Below are 14,822 nucleotides of genomic sequence, written 5' to 3'. Positions count from 1 at the left end.
CACCCTCTCTCTACTTCACGACAATTTTTCTTATTCCGTTACTCGGAAGAGGCTTTGTCGTACCTAAAACAATAGAAATGAAAGGTCGTTAATCATGAAAAAGCACATTTTGGCTCTACTTCTCCCTACATTGATGGCATCAAACGCAATGGCAGCGCAGCTGTATCAAGCGGAAGATGGGTCAGTTTTAAATATTTACTCTCGTCTTGGTTTCAATGTCACCAGTAAAAATGACGAGCACGGCGATGCAAATGGCGAGTTTGATGGCCGTATTGGTTTAAACGGTTCACAAACCATCAACGAGTACGCGTCGATCATCGGCCAAGCGCAATACCAAGTGGGTGCAGCTGAATACGCAAACCAAGTAAACGACAAACCATCTCTGACTGCACGTTATGTATGGGCGGGTATTGATGCGAAAGATTATGGTCGTATTACTGGTGGTCGCGTGGCATCTGGATTGATTATGTTTACCGACATTGGTGATGTGTTCGCCTCTTCCGATGTTTCTATGGCGCGCCAAGCGAATAAAGTCGACAAAACCGCGACGCAAGTTTTCCGTCAAGATGGCACGCTGCAATATCAAAACAGCCTAGGTAATTTCGACTTTTCTGTCGCGTACATTTTAGGAAACAACACTTCTGAGCTCGACTACGGTTACAACGCTGCACTGCGTTATACGCTAGACATGGGGAATTTGGGTACCTTGGCGCCAGTGGTGGCGATGCAGAAAAATAAAGGTGATGCACGTGAAAGCAACGACACCGATTACACATTCTGGGGCGCAGGTACGCGTTACTACCTAGGTGATTTGATGTTGGGTGCGTTGTACTCGGAAGATGAACTAGAGGGCTATTACTCACAAACCAGCACCGACAAAGTGATGGAATTGACGGCGGTTTACAGTGTAAATGACAAATGGGCACTGCGTGCTGGTTATCGTTCTTTAGAAAACAGTGATGGTGACGAGCTAGAGCTGAAAGATACAACGCTAGAAGTGCAATACAAACTGACGCCTCGTTCTTCTATCTACACAAACTACGTTGATCGTAACGGCTCGCGTGGCTACAGCAATGGACAAGAAGTCTCGTTTGGCGGTGCGCACGCAGACGAAAGCTACTACCACTTAGGTCTGCGTTACGAGCTGTAAGCACGATACTTAATGTAAGTTAGCTGAATCCATGAGCTTCTTCTGTGTCCGGTCAGTAGTTATTGCCTTTAATGCTGATTTGAAGAAGCTCACCCTCGTAATATGTTTTCTTCGTTACCTGTTTTGACCAACACGCCTGCATCAGGGAAGCTGGTGACAGTAGCTAACAATTTTCCATCAACAAAGTGCAATGCCGCATAATCGTGAATGCCATAACAAGTGATGCTAGGTTGAGAACAAGCAAAGGCTTGGAAAACCTCGAACTTCTCACCTACATGAGAAAAATGCGCCGCAGCCAAACCGTCAATAAATCCAAGACAACGCATAACTTGGTATGCTTCGGGATCACTGTCTGTCACCGCAAACTCAAACCAACAAATTGCACCTGCGCTCATGCCACAAATGATGATGCCTTGTTCATAACACTGCTTGAGTATTCTATCGATTCCCCATTCGCGCCAAATGGCCAACATCGAACGCGTATTACCGCTACCTACGTAAATGATGTCTTGTTCAAATAGCGTTTCTTTCCAACCAGCTTCAAACTTAAACAGCGGAAAATGGGTCACGTTTTCACTAAGCTTCGCATCGTAAAAACGTTCAATCACTTCATCGGCATCTCCCGTGGCTGTCGGTAGAAAACAAATGTTTGGATTCTCCTTACCAGACAAAGACAAAATGTATTGATCGAGCGGGCTCGGATTCTCTCCCATCATCCAGCCCCCACCGCCAATCGCAATACAGTGTTTTCGCATTCCTTTGCTTCCTCAATTGTTGCTAAGTTTGTTGTCGCTATTCGCCGACAGAATATATGTTCCTAAAGTGATCAATGAACGCTCGCGTTCTTCTTGGTAAGTGCTCACGTTTTGGGTAAAGCAGATAAAGCGGCAAAATCGCATCCGTTTGCCATTCTGGCAGCAAACTCACGAGTTGTTCTTTTTGTGCAGGGTCGAGTTTAGCCAGTGCAAATTCATCTAACATGGCTACACCACAGCCAGCCAAAGTAGCATCCAACATGGACTGGACAAGATTAAAACTCAGCGTACTTTCTAACTCAATGCTGCACTGCTGTTGAGTTTGCTTATGCGTAAACGTCCACTTGTCTAACACCAAGTCGCGACTTTTATAAAGGATGTGCTCTAAGTCACCAAGCTCCTCTGGCGTACTTACATTTGGTTTATCAGCTAAATACGAGCGATGAGCGATCGGTTTACAGTGTAAAGCGCGTAACTGATGGCCGACGTAACCCTCAGGAGGAGTATCGGTAAAGTAGAATGCGATATCAAACCCAGCTTCAATCAAGTCGAGAGGTGTCTCTGTGAATATCACTTCGACGCTCACTTGTGGATGTTGCAATCGAAAATCGATCAATGTTTGGCTGAGTAACGCGGCTCCAAAAGAAGCGGACGCCGCTATTCTCAATTTTCCCGATACGATCTCGTTTGCCATCACTTGCTCATTGATCTGCTCAGCGCCTTCGAGCAGTTGCTTTACCTGCTGATAAAACCGCAAACCATCGTAGGTCAAATTAAACTGGCGCGTAGTTCGCTGAATAAGCTGCACCGACAATATGTCTTCAAGCTGTTTAAGTTGCCGACTTACATGCGCATTCGAACAATTCAGTCGCTTTGCTGCACCAGCAATACTTCGTTCCTCACACAAAGCGAGGTAAAGTGGTACGTAGCTGAGCCATTTTATTTCCATACAGTAATTCTGAATCTCTAAAATCAAACTACTGGAAATAATAGAAAGCCTCTAAACTCTGTACAACCTAAATTTGAAAGGATGAGTTATGAGTGTTTTCGACACGTGGTTAAAAGGTCAAGTCATTAAAGATCACATCACTAATCCCAATATCATCGTTGGCGATTACAGCTATTACTCGGGCTTCTATCATCAAAAAAGCTTCGAAGAGCAAGCGGTACGCTACTTGTTGGGTGACCCCGTCACACTTCAAGAATGGCAAAGTAGAGAACCCGATAGCATCGACAAATTAATCATTGGCAAGTTTTGTTCCATCGCTTCTGGAGCCACCTTCATGATGGCAGGAAACCAAGGTCATCGCATTGACTGGATTTCGACCTTCCCCTTCTCTCCTGAAGAATTTGGAGAAGGCGTACAAGACGGTTTCGAGCGTGCCGGAGATACAGTGGTGGGGAATGATGTTTGGATTGGCAGTGAGGCGATGATCATGCCCGGAGTAAACATCGGCGATGGAGCCGTCATCGGAGCACGCGCCGTAGTGACGAAAGACGTGCAACCTTATTCTGTGGTGGTTGGAAACAACCAAGTCGTACGTCAACGATTTAGCGATAAAGAGATTGAAACTCTACTCAATATCCAATGGTGGAACTGGCCAATAGAACACATTAAACAAGCAATGAAAGTAATGTGTAGCAGCCAAGTCGGTGCGCTTGCGGACTACTATCAAGAGCACATTGTCGATTTGTAGATAAAAAAAGCCCACACATCTTGTTGCGACGTGTGGGCTCAGTGAGTAAGAAAGCTTAAACCGCAGCGACATCCTCTTCTTCCAAGTTCGCCGAGACTTTAATTTCGTATTGATTGAAACGGAACGAACAACCGCCATGAGTGCGCTTTGTCGTTACTTGCTCGTCGCCAAACTGCACCGTCACGCGAGTGAAGACACGCTCTTTGGCTTCGACAATATTTTCTTCTAACGCGACTTCAAAGTCGTGTTCCGTTTGTTCTAGCTTTTGCTTTATCGCTTCAAGCTGCTCGTTGTTTTGTGTTTTCATCACGTCAATCTGAGCTTGTTCTTCGTCGGTACGTTCGGCTTTAGGACGTTTCTTAAATTCGAGCTCTTTACGAATCACATCCATCGTTCCTTCTTGAGCGTATTTGTATTGATCTTTGAGCTCTGCTAATCGCTCCTTAAATGCAGAATAGCGTGCGAACGCTTCTACCTTAGTGGCGGTGTCGCCTTCTACGCCCAATTGTAAGCACACCACTTTGCCACCGACTTTTACATCTCCGCCGCTAAGCGTGCCGTTCCTACCGTTCGCATCTAGCACCGTCAGATTGCGCCCACAAACAATATCGTTATTCATGCTGTGCACCGCCAACTCAATATCTTCGCCGGCTTGCAAATCACAATATTGGGCGTAGCTGGCACGAATCGAACCTTTGGCTTTGACGTGACAACTCTTTGGCTGGCCATCACTCACGGTGTGGCCAATGATCCCTTTACCAACTTGAATGTCGTCTTGCGCTTGTACGTCAGCCGATTCAATGAAGCCGCCTACAGTAATAGAACCCGTCGCTTTAACAATCATGCCGGATTCAATGTTGCCACCGATAATCACATTCCCTTTGAATTTCACGTGACCTGTATTCACGCCAACGCTATTGAGACAGAGTGCGTTATCAACTTCAATGGTTTTGTCTTTAATTAGAGGCGTACCGGATACCGATGCAATCAATAGGTTTGGGTCGTGCTTGCTTATCTCAGTGCCTTTGCCCGGCTTCATTGGGCTGTCTTTTCCGGCTTGCGGAGGAATCACTCGCCCTTGAACAGTAAAGCCAGGCGTGCCTTTGGTCGCAGGCGTGCGGCGCATCACCTCATCGCCTACGTCAACCGCGATAGTTTCACCGAGGTTACGTAAATCAATTTTGTCGCTAGCAGATTGGCCGTCTTTGGGTTTGAGGATGCGTTTGGTGATGTCTTTGACAAGAGGAGTAAAAAGAGCGTCTTTGCCTTTGATAGGTTGCTTACCAACCGCTACAGGTTGAGAAAAAGTTTCGCCGGGTTTGAGCTGAGTGCTGACAACCAACACTTTCTTCAAAGCCAGTTTGTTGATGCCTTTCGAAACTCGCGCTTGAGCAAGGGCTTGAACAATCTCGGGGCCACGTAAACCTCGGCCTCCGTACGCGCCGACAACGTTCATGCTGGCGAGCATGTCATTATTCGACAATTCGACCTCAACTTGTGCGTTGCGTTTTTCTGCAATGACGATGCCTTCGTAAGCTTCAGCTTTACGTTCTTTGGCGCAGTTAATGAACCTAACGACTTCCCCCTCTACAACAAACATCTTTTCGGCGTTCATTACGACGAGCTGCTCGTTTAATTCATTTTGATTTAGCTCACCACCGAGATCCACTTCACCCGGAAGACGGGCTATCACCTTGGTCTTATCTTCAGATAACTCAAGACACAGCTTCCACATACCCTTACCACTTTGCTTCCCATCAACACTCTCAGTCTAACCAAATCCGTTTTCTGAACAAACCTCGCATTTCTTATTATAGGGCTCACGTCACTAAAGAAAGTAATCCATCAATAACGGTTAAACAGGATATTAAGAGAAAACTCGATTTAGCCTAAAGCTCAATCAAAATACACGCTGAAACAAAAAAGGAGCTGGATTTACAGTGTAAAATCAGCTCCCAATAATTTCATTTACAGTGTAAATTCCTCTTTATTGTTTACAGTGTAAATCGCTCCAAATGTGCTTTACTTCGTCCCTTAACTGCTGCTCAACTTGCCTTCTTCCAGGTAAACCAAATTGCTGAGCACATTCAGTCCAACTACGGTTAAGAAAAAGCTTACTGATCATCAAGTCGGAAGCGGAGTTCAAACCTAAGTTAAGTAACCACTGCTGAAGCCACACAGACACAGACTCATAACTGTTACCACCATCAGCATAACATTCAATTAGTAATAATTTAGCGGGATGAAGTGGACTCATTCCCAAAGGTTGCGGCAATAGAGCTCGAAAAATAGGGGCTTCTAATTTTGGATAGACGTCAGCCACATTGTTAGACAACATTTCTTCAAATAGCGCCTGAGATTGGTCGACCCAAACCGTCTGTTGGGAATCACAAGGTTTGACCATCAAGACTGAATAACAACCGCTAGCAGCATCGCGCATTGACCCTAAGCGAATTGTACGGAAGTTCGATTGTCGCCAGAAATAGAGCAACTCTTCCGTCGCACCAAAACTCGTGGATAAGTAGGCAATGTGTTTAGCAGCCATTTGCTCAAGTTGCTGCAGAATTTTTTGACCAATGCCTTTTCCTTGCAATGCTGGATGAACCGCAATTCTCATGACTCGCAGCGTCGATAGATTCGCGACATTCGGGAATCCTAGGTGGTTTGCAATCGTAATTGGGGCTAAGTGTCCTTTAGGACGACGCTTACCAAGCTGGATTTCTTCAACCAACTCATCGTCAAGGCCCCCCTCTTCGACCGCTAATATCACCCCCACAACCGCATTATCTTGCTTAGCAAAATAGAGCTGACTGTTGTCGTCTTGCAAAAGGTGAATCAAATCATTCGGAGAGGTCTGATAATGAGCATTCACCAAAAGAGCGAAGCACTCACGCAGCAAACTAGGTTGCGATATCAAATTGTTCTTATCGGCTTTAGAAAGGGAAATTGAGTCGACCTGGTTAAGTTGATGGTGCGTTAACTCCGCATCCAACAAAAACGCGTCATAGAGCCATGATTCGAGCGCATCATTCATGCTCCAGCGGATGGGCTGTGTCATGTGCCATGTTTTCATTCCCGAACGCTGTTTCTGAAGCCAATCAACAAATTTAATCGTAAAGCCCCGGCCACAACCTTCATAACCATGAACAGTCGTAGAAAAAACGAGTCGATGATAATGTTCGGTAATGCTTTTGAGCATAGGAACTGGAATTGCAGCCGCTTCATCGACAAGTAACAAATCACATTCAGGTCTGCTCGATAGAAGTTCGTCAGGAGCAATGAATTGAATGGCTCCCTGCCCTGATTCTAATCTGTCCTTCCTAATACGCTGCGCATTAGGAAGTAGCCGCAAAGCATGTTGGTAAACAGGCTCAACGGCTTTTATAGATGGTGCCGTAATTAAGATTCTAAGTGGCTTCTGCTGTAATAAGCTAGCACACGCAATGCCGAGGGCACTTGTTTTTCCACGTCCACGATCAGCGGTCAAAACTAACGGTCGCTTTCGATGTCCAGTTACCACCTTTTCAATTAGAGAAATGGCATGTTCTTGTTCCGTGTAGTGGCTTTCTTTTTCTGCTTGCTTGATGTCTGGAGCCGTTGGCAATGGTTTGTTTTGCTCAATAACAACGAGCTTCTCCCATTGTTTGCGCATCCATTGCTGAGCAAAATTCGCATTTTGTCGCGGCTTAGTAATGACAATAAGAAAACCGCCGCCAACCAATGAGCCAAGCGCGGCGGTAAAACTATTTGCGTCAAAGCCATTTCGAGCATCAAACAATAGAACGTCACACTCTCTGCCTAGCAACATGTGCCCTTGTTTAGACGAAACACTGGATACGTTTTTCAAACCAAAATCACCAACAGAAAACCAACGTTGATGGCGCTGCGTTTTATGGAACTCTGACATCAACGCATTTTGCCAAGAAGCCTCGCCTTGAATGACAACACCAATCCTTTGGAAAGATTGGTGAGCTTGATGTTGAAGTGATGAAAGGAAATCAGATTGTGTCTGCATTTTGTCTATCCAACGTTGAACTGACGCAATGGTATCACATCTTTAATTTGACGCTTCTCAGATATAAAAAAACCGCCCTGAGGCGGTTGATTCAATCATCATTTGTTATTGCAGTTTGGTTTGTACAAACGCAAGAATCTCTTCCATTAAGCTGTCGTCAACTTTCTTCAAGTTCAACGCCAGGCTGCTACCTTTTCGGCTATAGCTTGCTCGACCTTTAACTAAGTCGACTTTTTCCGTCTTCTTACCAGGTTTTGCTGGTGCAAGTTCAGTAATCCAATTTTCGATGCTTTCCGTGACTTCTTTTGTCAGACGAGCAACGCCTTGAGCTGTGCTTCGCTGCCATAAAAATCCTTCGCTAGAGCGACATTTATCTAACAGCTCTTGCTGCTGCTCTGGCGTTAGCGTTGAAAACTGTTTGTGCAGTTTCACGATTGTTGGGCGACCGAGATCGCCAACATTCGGATACGCTTGAAGCAGTTCTAACGGTAATGCTGCGGCTTTTAAAGCGCCACTTACCAACGCTTCACTGCACTGGAACATTTTTGCCAATGCTTTCTGATCCTCAGCTTCACCACTATCAAGCTTAGCCTGCATCTCTTTACCTTTTTCGTATAAAGAGAGCGGTTTGTGAGCATTTGCCACATCAGACAAAAACTTAGCATGGTCAGTATTGATGTTGTCAGCAACATAAACCAAAAAATCTTGTTCAGCGAGGATACAAGACATGCGACGACGGCTACCATCTAAAACTTCGATCTTGCCATCTTCAGTTCTACGACCCACAGCTGGATATTGTTGGCCACGCTCTTTGAGCGTGACTAAAACATCGGATAAAGCATGTTCGTTTAAGAACGATTGCTCACGAGCGTTATCAACAAATACTGTTGTTTCTGTCGCAACTTTATTTGCAGGAATACGCACAAGTTCAAACTGAACAATATTTTCACCTGCAACTGCTAGTTCAATCGTTTGAGCTTTCTCTTTTGCCGCAGTTTGCGCCTCTTGCGGAGTCACAACACGACGCTTATTCGTTTTGCCAAATAATTTCGCGTTTAATTCAGACGTTTTCAAAGCCATTTACTTATTACCCCTGATTCAATGACGGCCAATTAGAGTGCAGCACACGCTCTAATTCCAGTGCGCTTTTATGAACAGCGTCTTGCGCGGTAGCTAGTGTCTTCTTACCGCCTTCAAAATCGCTTACTGTCAGATCAAATACTGTGCTGTAGGTATCGGCACAGGTTTCAAACGCACGGCTACGAGGAATAGTAGCCATCATAACTTGGTCACCTAGAAGATAGTTCATTTCAGTTAAAACAGAAACTTGCTTCTTATTGTCGTCCTCAAACATGGTTGGCATCAAGCGAACAAACTCAAGACCATTCCAGTCCTCCGGGAACATTTCATATACCGTAGGCAAATGCTGGAAGAAGTTTACTGTTGAAGCCCAGTCCAGACGCTTAGCCGCACAAGGAATTAGCAAGGCATTTGATGCATACATTGCATTCCATACTAATGGGTCAACGTGTGGACCGGTATCAATCATAATGATATCGAAGTCATCAGCAATTTTATCAATCAGTTGCTCTTTCAGCAGACGGACGATATCGAGTGATGGGTCTTCAGATAGCGTTTGCCATGCTTCCGCATTAAACATCGCGTCTTCTGGAAACGCTGAAATCGACTTTAAGTTCGGATATTGCGTTGGCAGCAATACGTTTTTACGTAAAAATTCACTGTCAATTTCCACACCATCAGGCACGTTACCCAACATAATGTCTACCGCAGAATAGATATTATCATGCTCTGCCATGCTGATTTGCGGGTTGAGGAATAAACGTAGCGAGCCTTGTGGGTCTAAGTCGATTAAACAAATACGGTATCGTTTATCCAAATTTAGCGCTAAACATGCCGCTAAATGAACCGCGGTCATTGATTTACCTGTACCGCCCTTTTGGTTCTGCACATTAATAATCCAAGGTTTGTTACCTGAATTCTTTTTACGCTCATGAAATTTAGGCACTTCAGCCGCATCCATGAGCATGTGTGCTTCTTCTAACGTAATTGAATAATGATTCGCGTTGTTTTTAGTAAATTGATGCCCAGCGGCTTCCATTTTACCAATCGCGTCGTCGAGCTTACGGCGAGTTAGACCAGAACGGGTTTCCATCATCGCTTTCGACATTGGTGGGAAGTAGTTATCGCTTCGCTCTTCTAAAACAATTTCAATACGGTCAGCTTGAACCTGCTGAGTCAGCTCCGCTAACTCAAGAAGGTTTTCAATCGTTTTTTCTCTTTTCATGCCAAATTCCGTTGGAAGGATTTATAATTGCAATTGTACAGCAGTAAAGACCAAAAACAACAAAAAGGTGCACAAACATTTTGAATTACCATCACATAAAAAAACACCCAAATCGACGCTTTTATGATTTATGGTCAAAAAGATAACTATTTTTAATCAAATAATCTTCTCATAAGTGGACACCTAAACTTAAAAATAAAAAGTGTTACAGCGTCACTCATTTACAATGTAAATCAATTTTCTACCGGAACGATTATAATCTTAAGCTAAATTACGGGTTATGTTAGACCAACCTAATTTAAACGATAAATAGTAAGTAATATCGGAACAATAAAGACCTGAACACCTTGATCATGTCTCCGAGCAAAATAGGGCAGTTCCAGCGAAACATCTATGGAAGTATGATCAAGGTATGCTTATGATCATGCTTCCGTGTTAATAAGCAAATCCGAAAGCATGATCATGGAAAAATAGAGCAGAGTACGGTGTAAACACGCAAATAAAATAAGATCCATTAATCGGAAATATGATCAAGCCGTAGAATCTCTCGGAAGCATGAGTTTTCTTCTCTGATTTACGGTTGAGTGCAGACAGAATGGGGGATTGAGCAGAAATTGACGTTATAGAAGCCGGAACAATGAAATTGCTCAAGTTGCTATGATAAATCACGCTCTCATGATCATGCTTCCTGTAAATAAGCAGAGACTAGGATTTACTTCTAAATATGAGCGACTTGAATGTATTTTAATCAGATGAGTGATATCTCATCAATATGGGCGCCAGAACGATAGATATATTGGCTCTTGATCATCGATCCGAGTATAAATAACATCACCAATGCACAATATAATCATCGTGAAGATCATTATTAAATACTGCATCTGTGGATAACCTGTAAAAACATCATGATCATCGTTTCAAGACTCTTTTGATCATCTTTTCATAACCTTAATGATCATGCTTACGAATAAATATGATCATGCTTTCAGGTTATTGTTGATCATACTTTCAGACTTCTTATGATCATAGTTCCGAAACACATGGAAATAATAGTCTTATAGAACAAAAGCTTAGCGAGAAATTTCAAGTCAGATCATTAGATCATATAATCAATTAAGATCAGATTAATCAAAAAGATCAGTTATTTAAAAAACAATCTTTTTTCTTTATTTATGATCTGTTTTTCTTTATTCTTCGGAACCATAGCACAACTACGGCTAGTGTGATCTGGATCTAAAATGACGGCTGATGAAAAAATTCTGATTAAAGCACCGAGAAGCCACAAAGATGGCCATCTTTTTGAGGTACATGAATCCTCTGCGGATTGGGTAGAGCAGTACCAACATTTCAAAGGGGTGACCAAAAGCATCTTAGAGTTGCTTAATCTGATCTCATTACGAGGCTTCAGCAGCAAGGATGGTTTGGTTTCAACCACAGAGATTGTGGAAGCAACAGATGGGCAACTCACACGTGCAGCTCTGCAACAACGTTTGCGCGCGGCAGTAAATATTGGTTTATTTACTCAAACTCCAGTGCGTTTTGAAGAGGGACTTGCTGGTAAAACGATGCTACATAAATTTGTGAATCCCAATCAGCTTATATCTGTGTTGGGAACAACAAGTCTTGTTACCGACAAAGTTCGCCAGAACGAGAAACAAAAACGTTCGAAAGCATTGGCTCAGACTCAAGTAAACAAACGTTTGTTGAATGAGCACGGGTTAAACACACCTCCCACGATGAAAGATGAAGCCGATCAATTTGTTGTATCTCCAACAAATTGGGCTGGGATAATTGACCAAGCACTTGCGCCACCAAGAACTCGAAAAAGTTATCAGAAATCCATGGTGTCGATCTCTGGCACAAAAGCCGTTATTGAGACGCGATCATCCAAAAATATCATGACTGTGGATGATCTCATGACCCTGTTCGCTCTCTTCACGTTAACGGTTCAGTATCATGATCATCACAAAGATCAGTATCAGCTTGATGCTGCTCACGTACCAAACAAAACGCCGCTATACATCACTGATATTTTGTCGCTCAGAGGCAAAAAAGACAGTGGCCCAGCTCGTGATTCCATTCGCGATAGCATTGATCGCATTGAATTCACTGATTTTCAGCTCCATGAACTTACTGGACGTTGGCTAAGTGAAAACATGCCAGAGGGCTTCAAAAGTGATCGTTTTCGTTTTCTTGCACGAACCATCACAGCCTCTGAAGAGGCACCTGTGGAGGGAAGCGATGGTGAAATTCGTATCAAGCCAAACTTATATATTTTAGTTTGGGAACCTTCGTTTTATGAAGAGCTGTTAACACGCGATTATTTCTTCTTGTTTCCGCCAGAGATCTTGAAACAACATACGTTGGTGTTTCAACTGTACTCTTTCTTCCGTAGTCGCATGGTTCGTCGTCACACGGATTGCATGCTACTGAGTGAGTTAAATCAGAAGCTTGCACGTAACATTGAATGGCGACGTTTCTCCATGGATCTGATCCGAGAACTAAAGCGTTTGTCTGATGGAAAAGGGAATGATGATCTATTCGTCGTTAATTTGTGGGGTTATCACCTGACGATCGAAACCATGATCGAAAATGACAAAGTGATGGACTACCAGATCGACATCAAATGTGATGTCGAAGAGGTCTTACGTTACTCGCGAGCGCGAACGACCAACGCAGGAAAGCGTAACATGGCGCCTACGCTGCCAAATCCACTTCGTAATGAGATGGTAACCCGACAACAGCTTGAGGAGCTCTCAGGCATCATAGACGGCGAATTTGAGCCTATTCAACGCAAAGCACCGTCTCCAAGAGGAAATTTAGGGCGACGCGTGAAGCAAAGAAAGCATTTGGTAGAGATCAATGCTGATGAGATCACCATTACTCTATCTAAATACACCTCACCAGAGGCTCTAGAACGCAGTATAACGGCTTTGTCTGCGATGACAGGGCACTCGTATGCCTCAATCAAAGAAGAGTGCTCAGATTACATAGAGAAGCTCGACTGGCTAAGGGTAGGGGATGAGCCGATTCCTTATGAGACATTAAGTAAAACCGTCGAGCTGTTTAACACCCAGAACGATGTTAAGCATCTTACCATCGAGCGCTTGATTGCGGGGTTAGCGGTGCGTCGGAAAGTTTGTCGTCAAATCTTCGATGGTCACATGGATGAAATGGTATTTCGTGCCTTGGATGAAATGGCGATTTAAAAGTGTCGCTTGATGTGTATCAAGCTATAGGTGTGATGTATCGGTTTGAAATGTAACAATGTCTTTCGATGATAAAAAACAGACTTAACTCTTACAAACCACTGACATTAGAAGCTAAGCCTAATACTACTATTTATCCCGAATAGACAACCTTTTGTCCTTTCTGATGATTAATAGATTGGCTCATATTGTTACATTCATTCTGAATAGACTTCGCGAGTTTCTCCTCAGGAAACTCGCTTTTTTTTGCCTAAAATTCCGCTAATTAAGCCTTGATCATTTTTCCGGACTAATGAGGTAAACCTTGATCATGCTTCTTGGGTTCATTCCAATGTAATGAACGCATCAACGCAACATGTGATTCGATTAAGCTATGGGCTTGTTCCTGCCACTTGTTTTGATCACACTGCTGATTACAAAACTCTAACGCCACAACGGTGAGATGCTGAAGTCGTCTCAAACACCAATCTTTGATCAGAATATCAGTCGAGACTTGGCATGCTGCTTGTTCAAGCTTTGCACTCGTATAAAGCAAAGTTTGATATGCTTTCTGAGGGTCTTGGTACCTTGCATGTTGAAACACGCGTAAACATCCATCCAACCAGCAAGCAATCGCTTTACTTTGAAGATCACTCAATTCGGGTCCAAACACGTCATCAGGCACCTGATATAAGATCGTTTCCAATTTTTCTACTTGATCATGTTTCCGCTGTTCGTACCACATGGCGATTTGATCTTGCCAAGTACTCAAATCCATTACGCTGCCTCAGTCCATTGTTTTACATAGTGATTTGGTCCTATTTGATCAAATTCGTCGACAATTATGCTGCTACGTTGACGAATTTCATCGGCATCTATCGAATAGTTTGGTTCATTTTTCACTAAGTTACCAAAAGGTAAGTCAGGATCAGGAACGGCAGAAATCAACAGCTTAGTATAAGGATGCTGCGGATTCTTAAGTATTGAATGAGTGTCGCCCCATTCAACGATTTGCCCTTTGTACATTACTGCGGTTTCTTCCGCGATGTAGTGCGCAGTCGCCAGATCATGTGTGATGTATAAAAAACCAATTCCCAGTTCTTGCTTCATTCGTTGCATTAAATTCAACACTCCCAAGCGAATAGAAACATCCAGCATAGACGTAGGCTCATCCGCAAGAATGATTTGCGAACCTACCGCTAAAGCCCTTGCTAAGTTTACTCGCTGACGTTGCCCACCACTGAGTTCGTGAGGGAACTTATTCAATGTCTCTTCAGGTAGTTCCACCAGCTTTAGAAGCTCTTCCAAGCGGGCTGGGATGTCGCGCTCGTTTTTGACTTGTTTATGAATTTTTAAAGGACGTGTTAGGTGATGGCGAATGGTATGAGTTGGATTGAGAGAGCCAAACGGATCTTGAAACACCATTTGTACTTTACTGCGATATTCTTGTAGAGCCGATCGTGACGTGATCTCATTTATGTCAGTGCCATTGAAAAGGATCTCGCCTTCCGTTGCAGGATAGACTTTGGTTATTAAACGAGCGCAAGTACTCTTACCGCAGCCTGACTCTCCAACCAAAGCCAAGGTTTTTCCTGCGTACAGATCAAAAGTCACTCCTTTAAGCGCACGAAAGGTTTCCTCTTTCGCTAAACCACCGCCTACTTTGAATTCTTTAATCACATTTTTCATTTGGATGATAGGCTGGCTCATGG

General features: G+C 43.7%; 11 protein-coding genes. 3 read left to right on the top strand and 8 right to left on the bottom strand.

Features of this window, described 5'->3' with window-relative positions; all coding sequences use genetic code 11:
- Nucleotides 1-94 precede the first annotated feature (94 nt).
- On the top strand, nt 95-1,150 hold the full coding sequence (locus R7F67_RS02615; RefSeq protein ID WP_213907524.1) for a porin: 1,056 nt from the start codon (nt 95-97) through the stop codon (nt 1,148-1,150).
- A gap of 89 nt (nt 1,151-1,239) precedes the next feature.
- On the opposite strand, the gene R7F67_RS02610 is transcribed toward R7F67_RS02615, so the two are convergent.
- A complete protein-coding gene (locus R7F67_RS02610) occupies nt 1,240-1,905 on the bottom strand; it encodes a peptidase E (protein ID WP_318056873.1) in 666 nt (221 codons plus the stop codon).
- 37 nt (nt 1,906-1,942) lie between these two features.
- The gene (locus tag R7F67_RS02605) at nt 1,943-2,854 is read right to left on the bottom strand and encodes a LysR family transcriptional regulator (protein WP_054576523.1); all 912 of its coding nucleotides are present in this window, start codon (nt 2,852-2,854) and stop codon (nt 1,943-1,945) included.
- 88 nt (nt 2,855-2,942) lie between these two features.
- Here R7F67_RS02605 and catC point away from each other — a divergent pair, with 88 nt between their 5' ends.
- On the top strand, nt 2,943-3,602 hold the full coding sequence (gene catC / locus R7F67_RS02600; protein WP_021821184.1) for a type C chloramphenicol O-acetyltransferase: 660 nt from the start codon (nt 2,943-2,945) through the stop codon (nt 3,600-3,602).
- A 55-nt stretch (nt 3,603-3,657) separates the two neighbouring features.
- Here catC and R7F67_RS02595 read toward each other — a convergent pair whose 3' ends face one another.
- The 4 genes from R7F67_RS02595 to R7F67_RS02580 all read right to left on the bottom strand — a co-directional run bounded on the left by R7F67_RS02595 (nt 3,658) and on the right by R7F67_RS02580 (nt 9,922).
- Nucleotides 3,658-5,337 carry a DUF342 domain-containing protein gene (locus R7F67_RS02595; protein ID WP_054576522.1) on the bottom strand — a complete coding sequence of 560 codons (1,680 nt, stop codon included), beginning with the start codon at nt 5,335-5,337 and terminating at the stop codon, nt 3,658-3,660.
- 252 nt (nt 5,338-5,589) lie between these two features.
- Nucleotides 5,590-7,617, bottom strand: coding sequence for a tRNA(Met) cytidine acetyltransferase TmcA (locus R7F67_RS02590; protein WP_318056872.1), 2,028 nt, complete (start codon nt 7,615-7,617; stop codon nt 5,590-5,592).
- 105 nt (nt 7,618-7,722) lie between these two features.
- Nucleotides 7,723-8,697 (bottom strand): ParB/RepB/Spo0J family partition protein, encoded by a 975-nt coding sequence (locus tag R7F67_RS02585; protein ID WP_005374504.1) that lies wholly within the window; start codon nt 8,695-8,697, stop codon nt 7,723-7,725.
- A gap of 7 nt (nt 8,698-8,704) precedes the next feature.
- Nucleotides 8,705-9,922: an AAA family ATPase gene (locus tag R7F67_RS02580; RefSeq protein WP_005374503.1), complete on the bottom strand. Its 1,218-nt coding sequence runs from the start codon at nt 9,920-9,922 to the stop codon at nt 8,705-8,707.
- Nucleotides 9,923-11,160: 1,238 nt separating this feature from the next.
- Between R7F67_RS02580 and R7F67_RS02575 the strand changes: the two genes are divergently transcribed.
- On the top strand, nt 11,161-13,131 hold the full coding sequence (locus R7F67_RS02575; protein WP_318056871.1) for a replication initiator protein RctB domain-containing protein: 1,971 nt from the start codon (nt 11,161-11,163) through the stop codon (nt 13,129-13,131).
- Nucleotides 13,132-13,420: 289 nt separating this feature from the next.
- Here R7F67_RS02575 and R7F67_RS02570 read toward each other — a convergent pair whose 3' ends face one another.
- Both R7F67_RS02570 and R7F67_RS02565 read right to left on the bottom strand, forming a co-directional pair.
- Entirely contained in the window at nt 13,421-13,888 is a 468-nt protein-coding gene (locus R7F67_RS02570) for a hypothetical protein (RefSeq protein WP_005374501.1), read from the bottom strand.
- Nucleotides 13,888-14,820 carry an ATP-binding cassette domain-containing protein gene (locus R7F67_RS02565; protein ID WP_065275568.1) on the bottom strand — a complete coding sequence of 311 codons (933 nt, stop codon included), beginning with the start codon at nt 14,818-14,820 and terminating at the stop codon, nt 13,888-13,890. Before R7F67_RS02565 ends, R7F67_RS02570 begins: the two co-directional genes overlap by 1 nt.
- Nucleotides 14,821-14,822: the final 2 nt, after the last annotated feature.

Origin of the sequence: Vibrio sp. YT-17 (assembly GCF_033337375.1) — a bacterium.
In the GTDB taxonomy this organism is placed as follows: Bacteria; Pseudomonadota; Gammaproteobacteria; order Enterobacterales; family Vibrionaceae; genus Vibrio; species Vibrio alginolyticus.
Note: the sequence above shows the minus strand (reverse complement) of the source record. Positions and strands in the feature narration are given on the sequence as shown.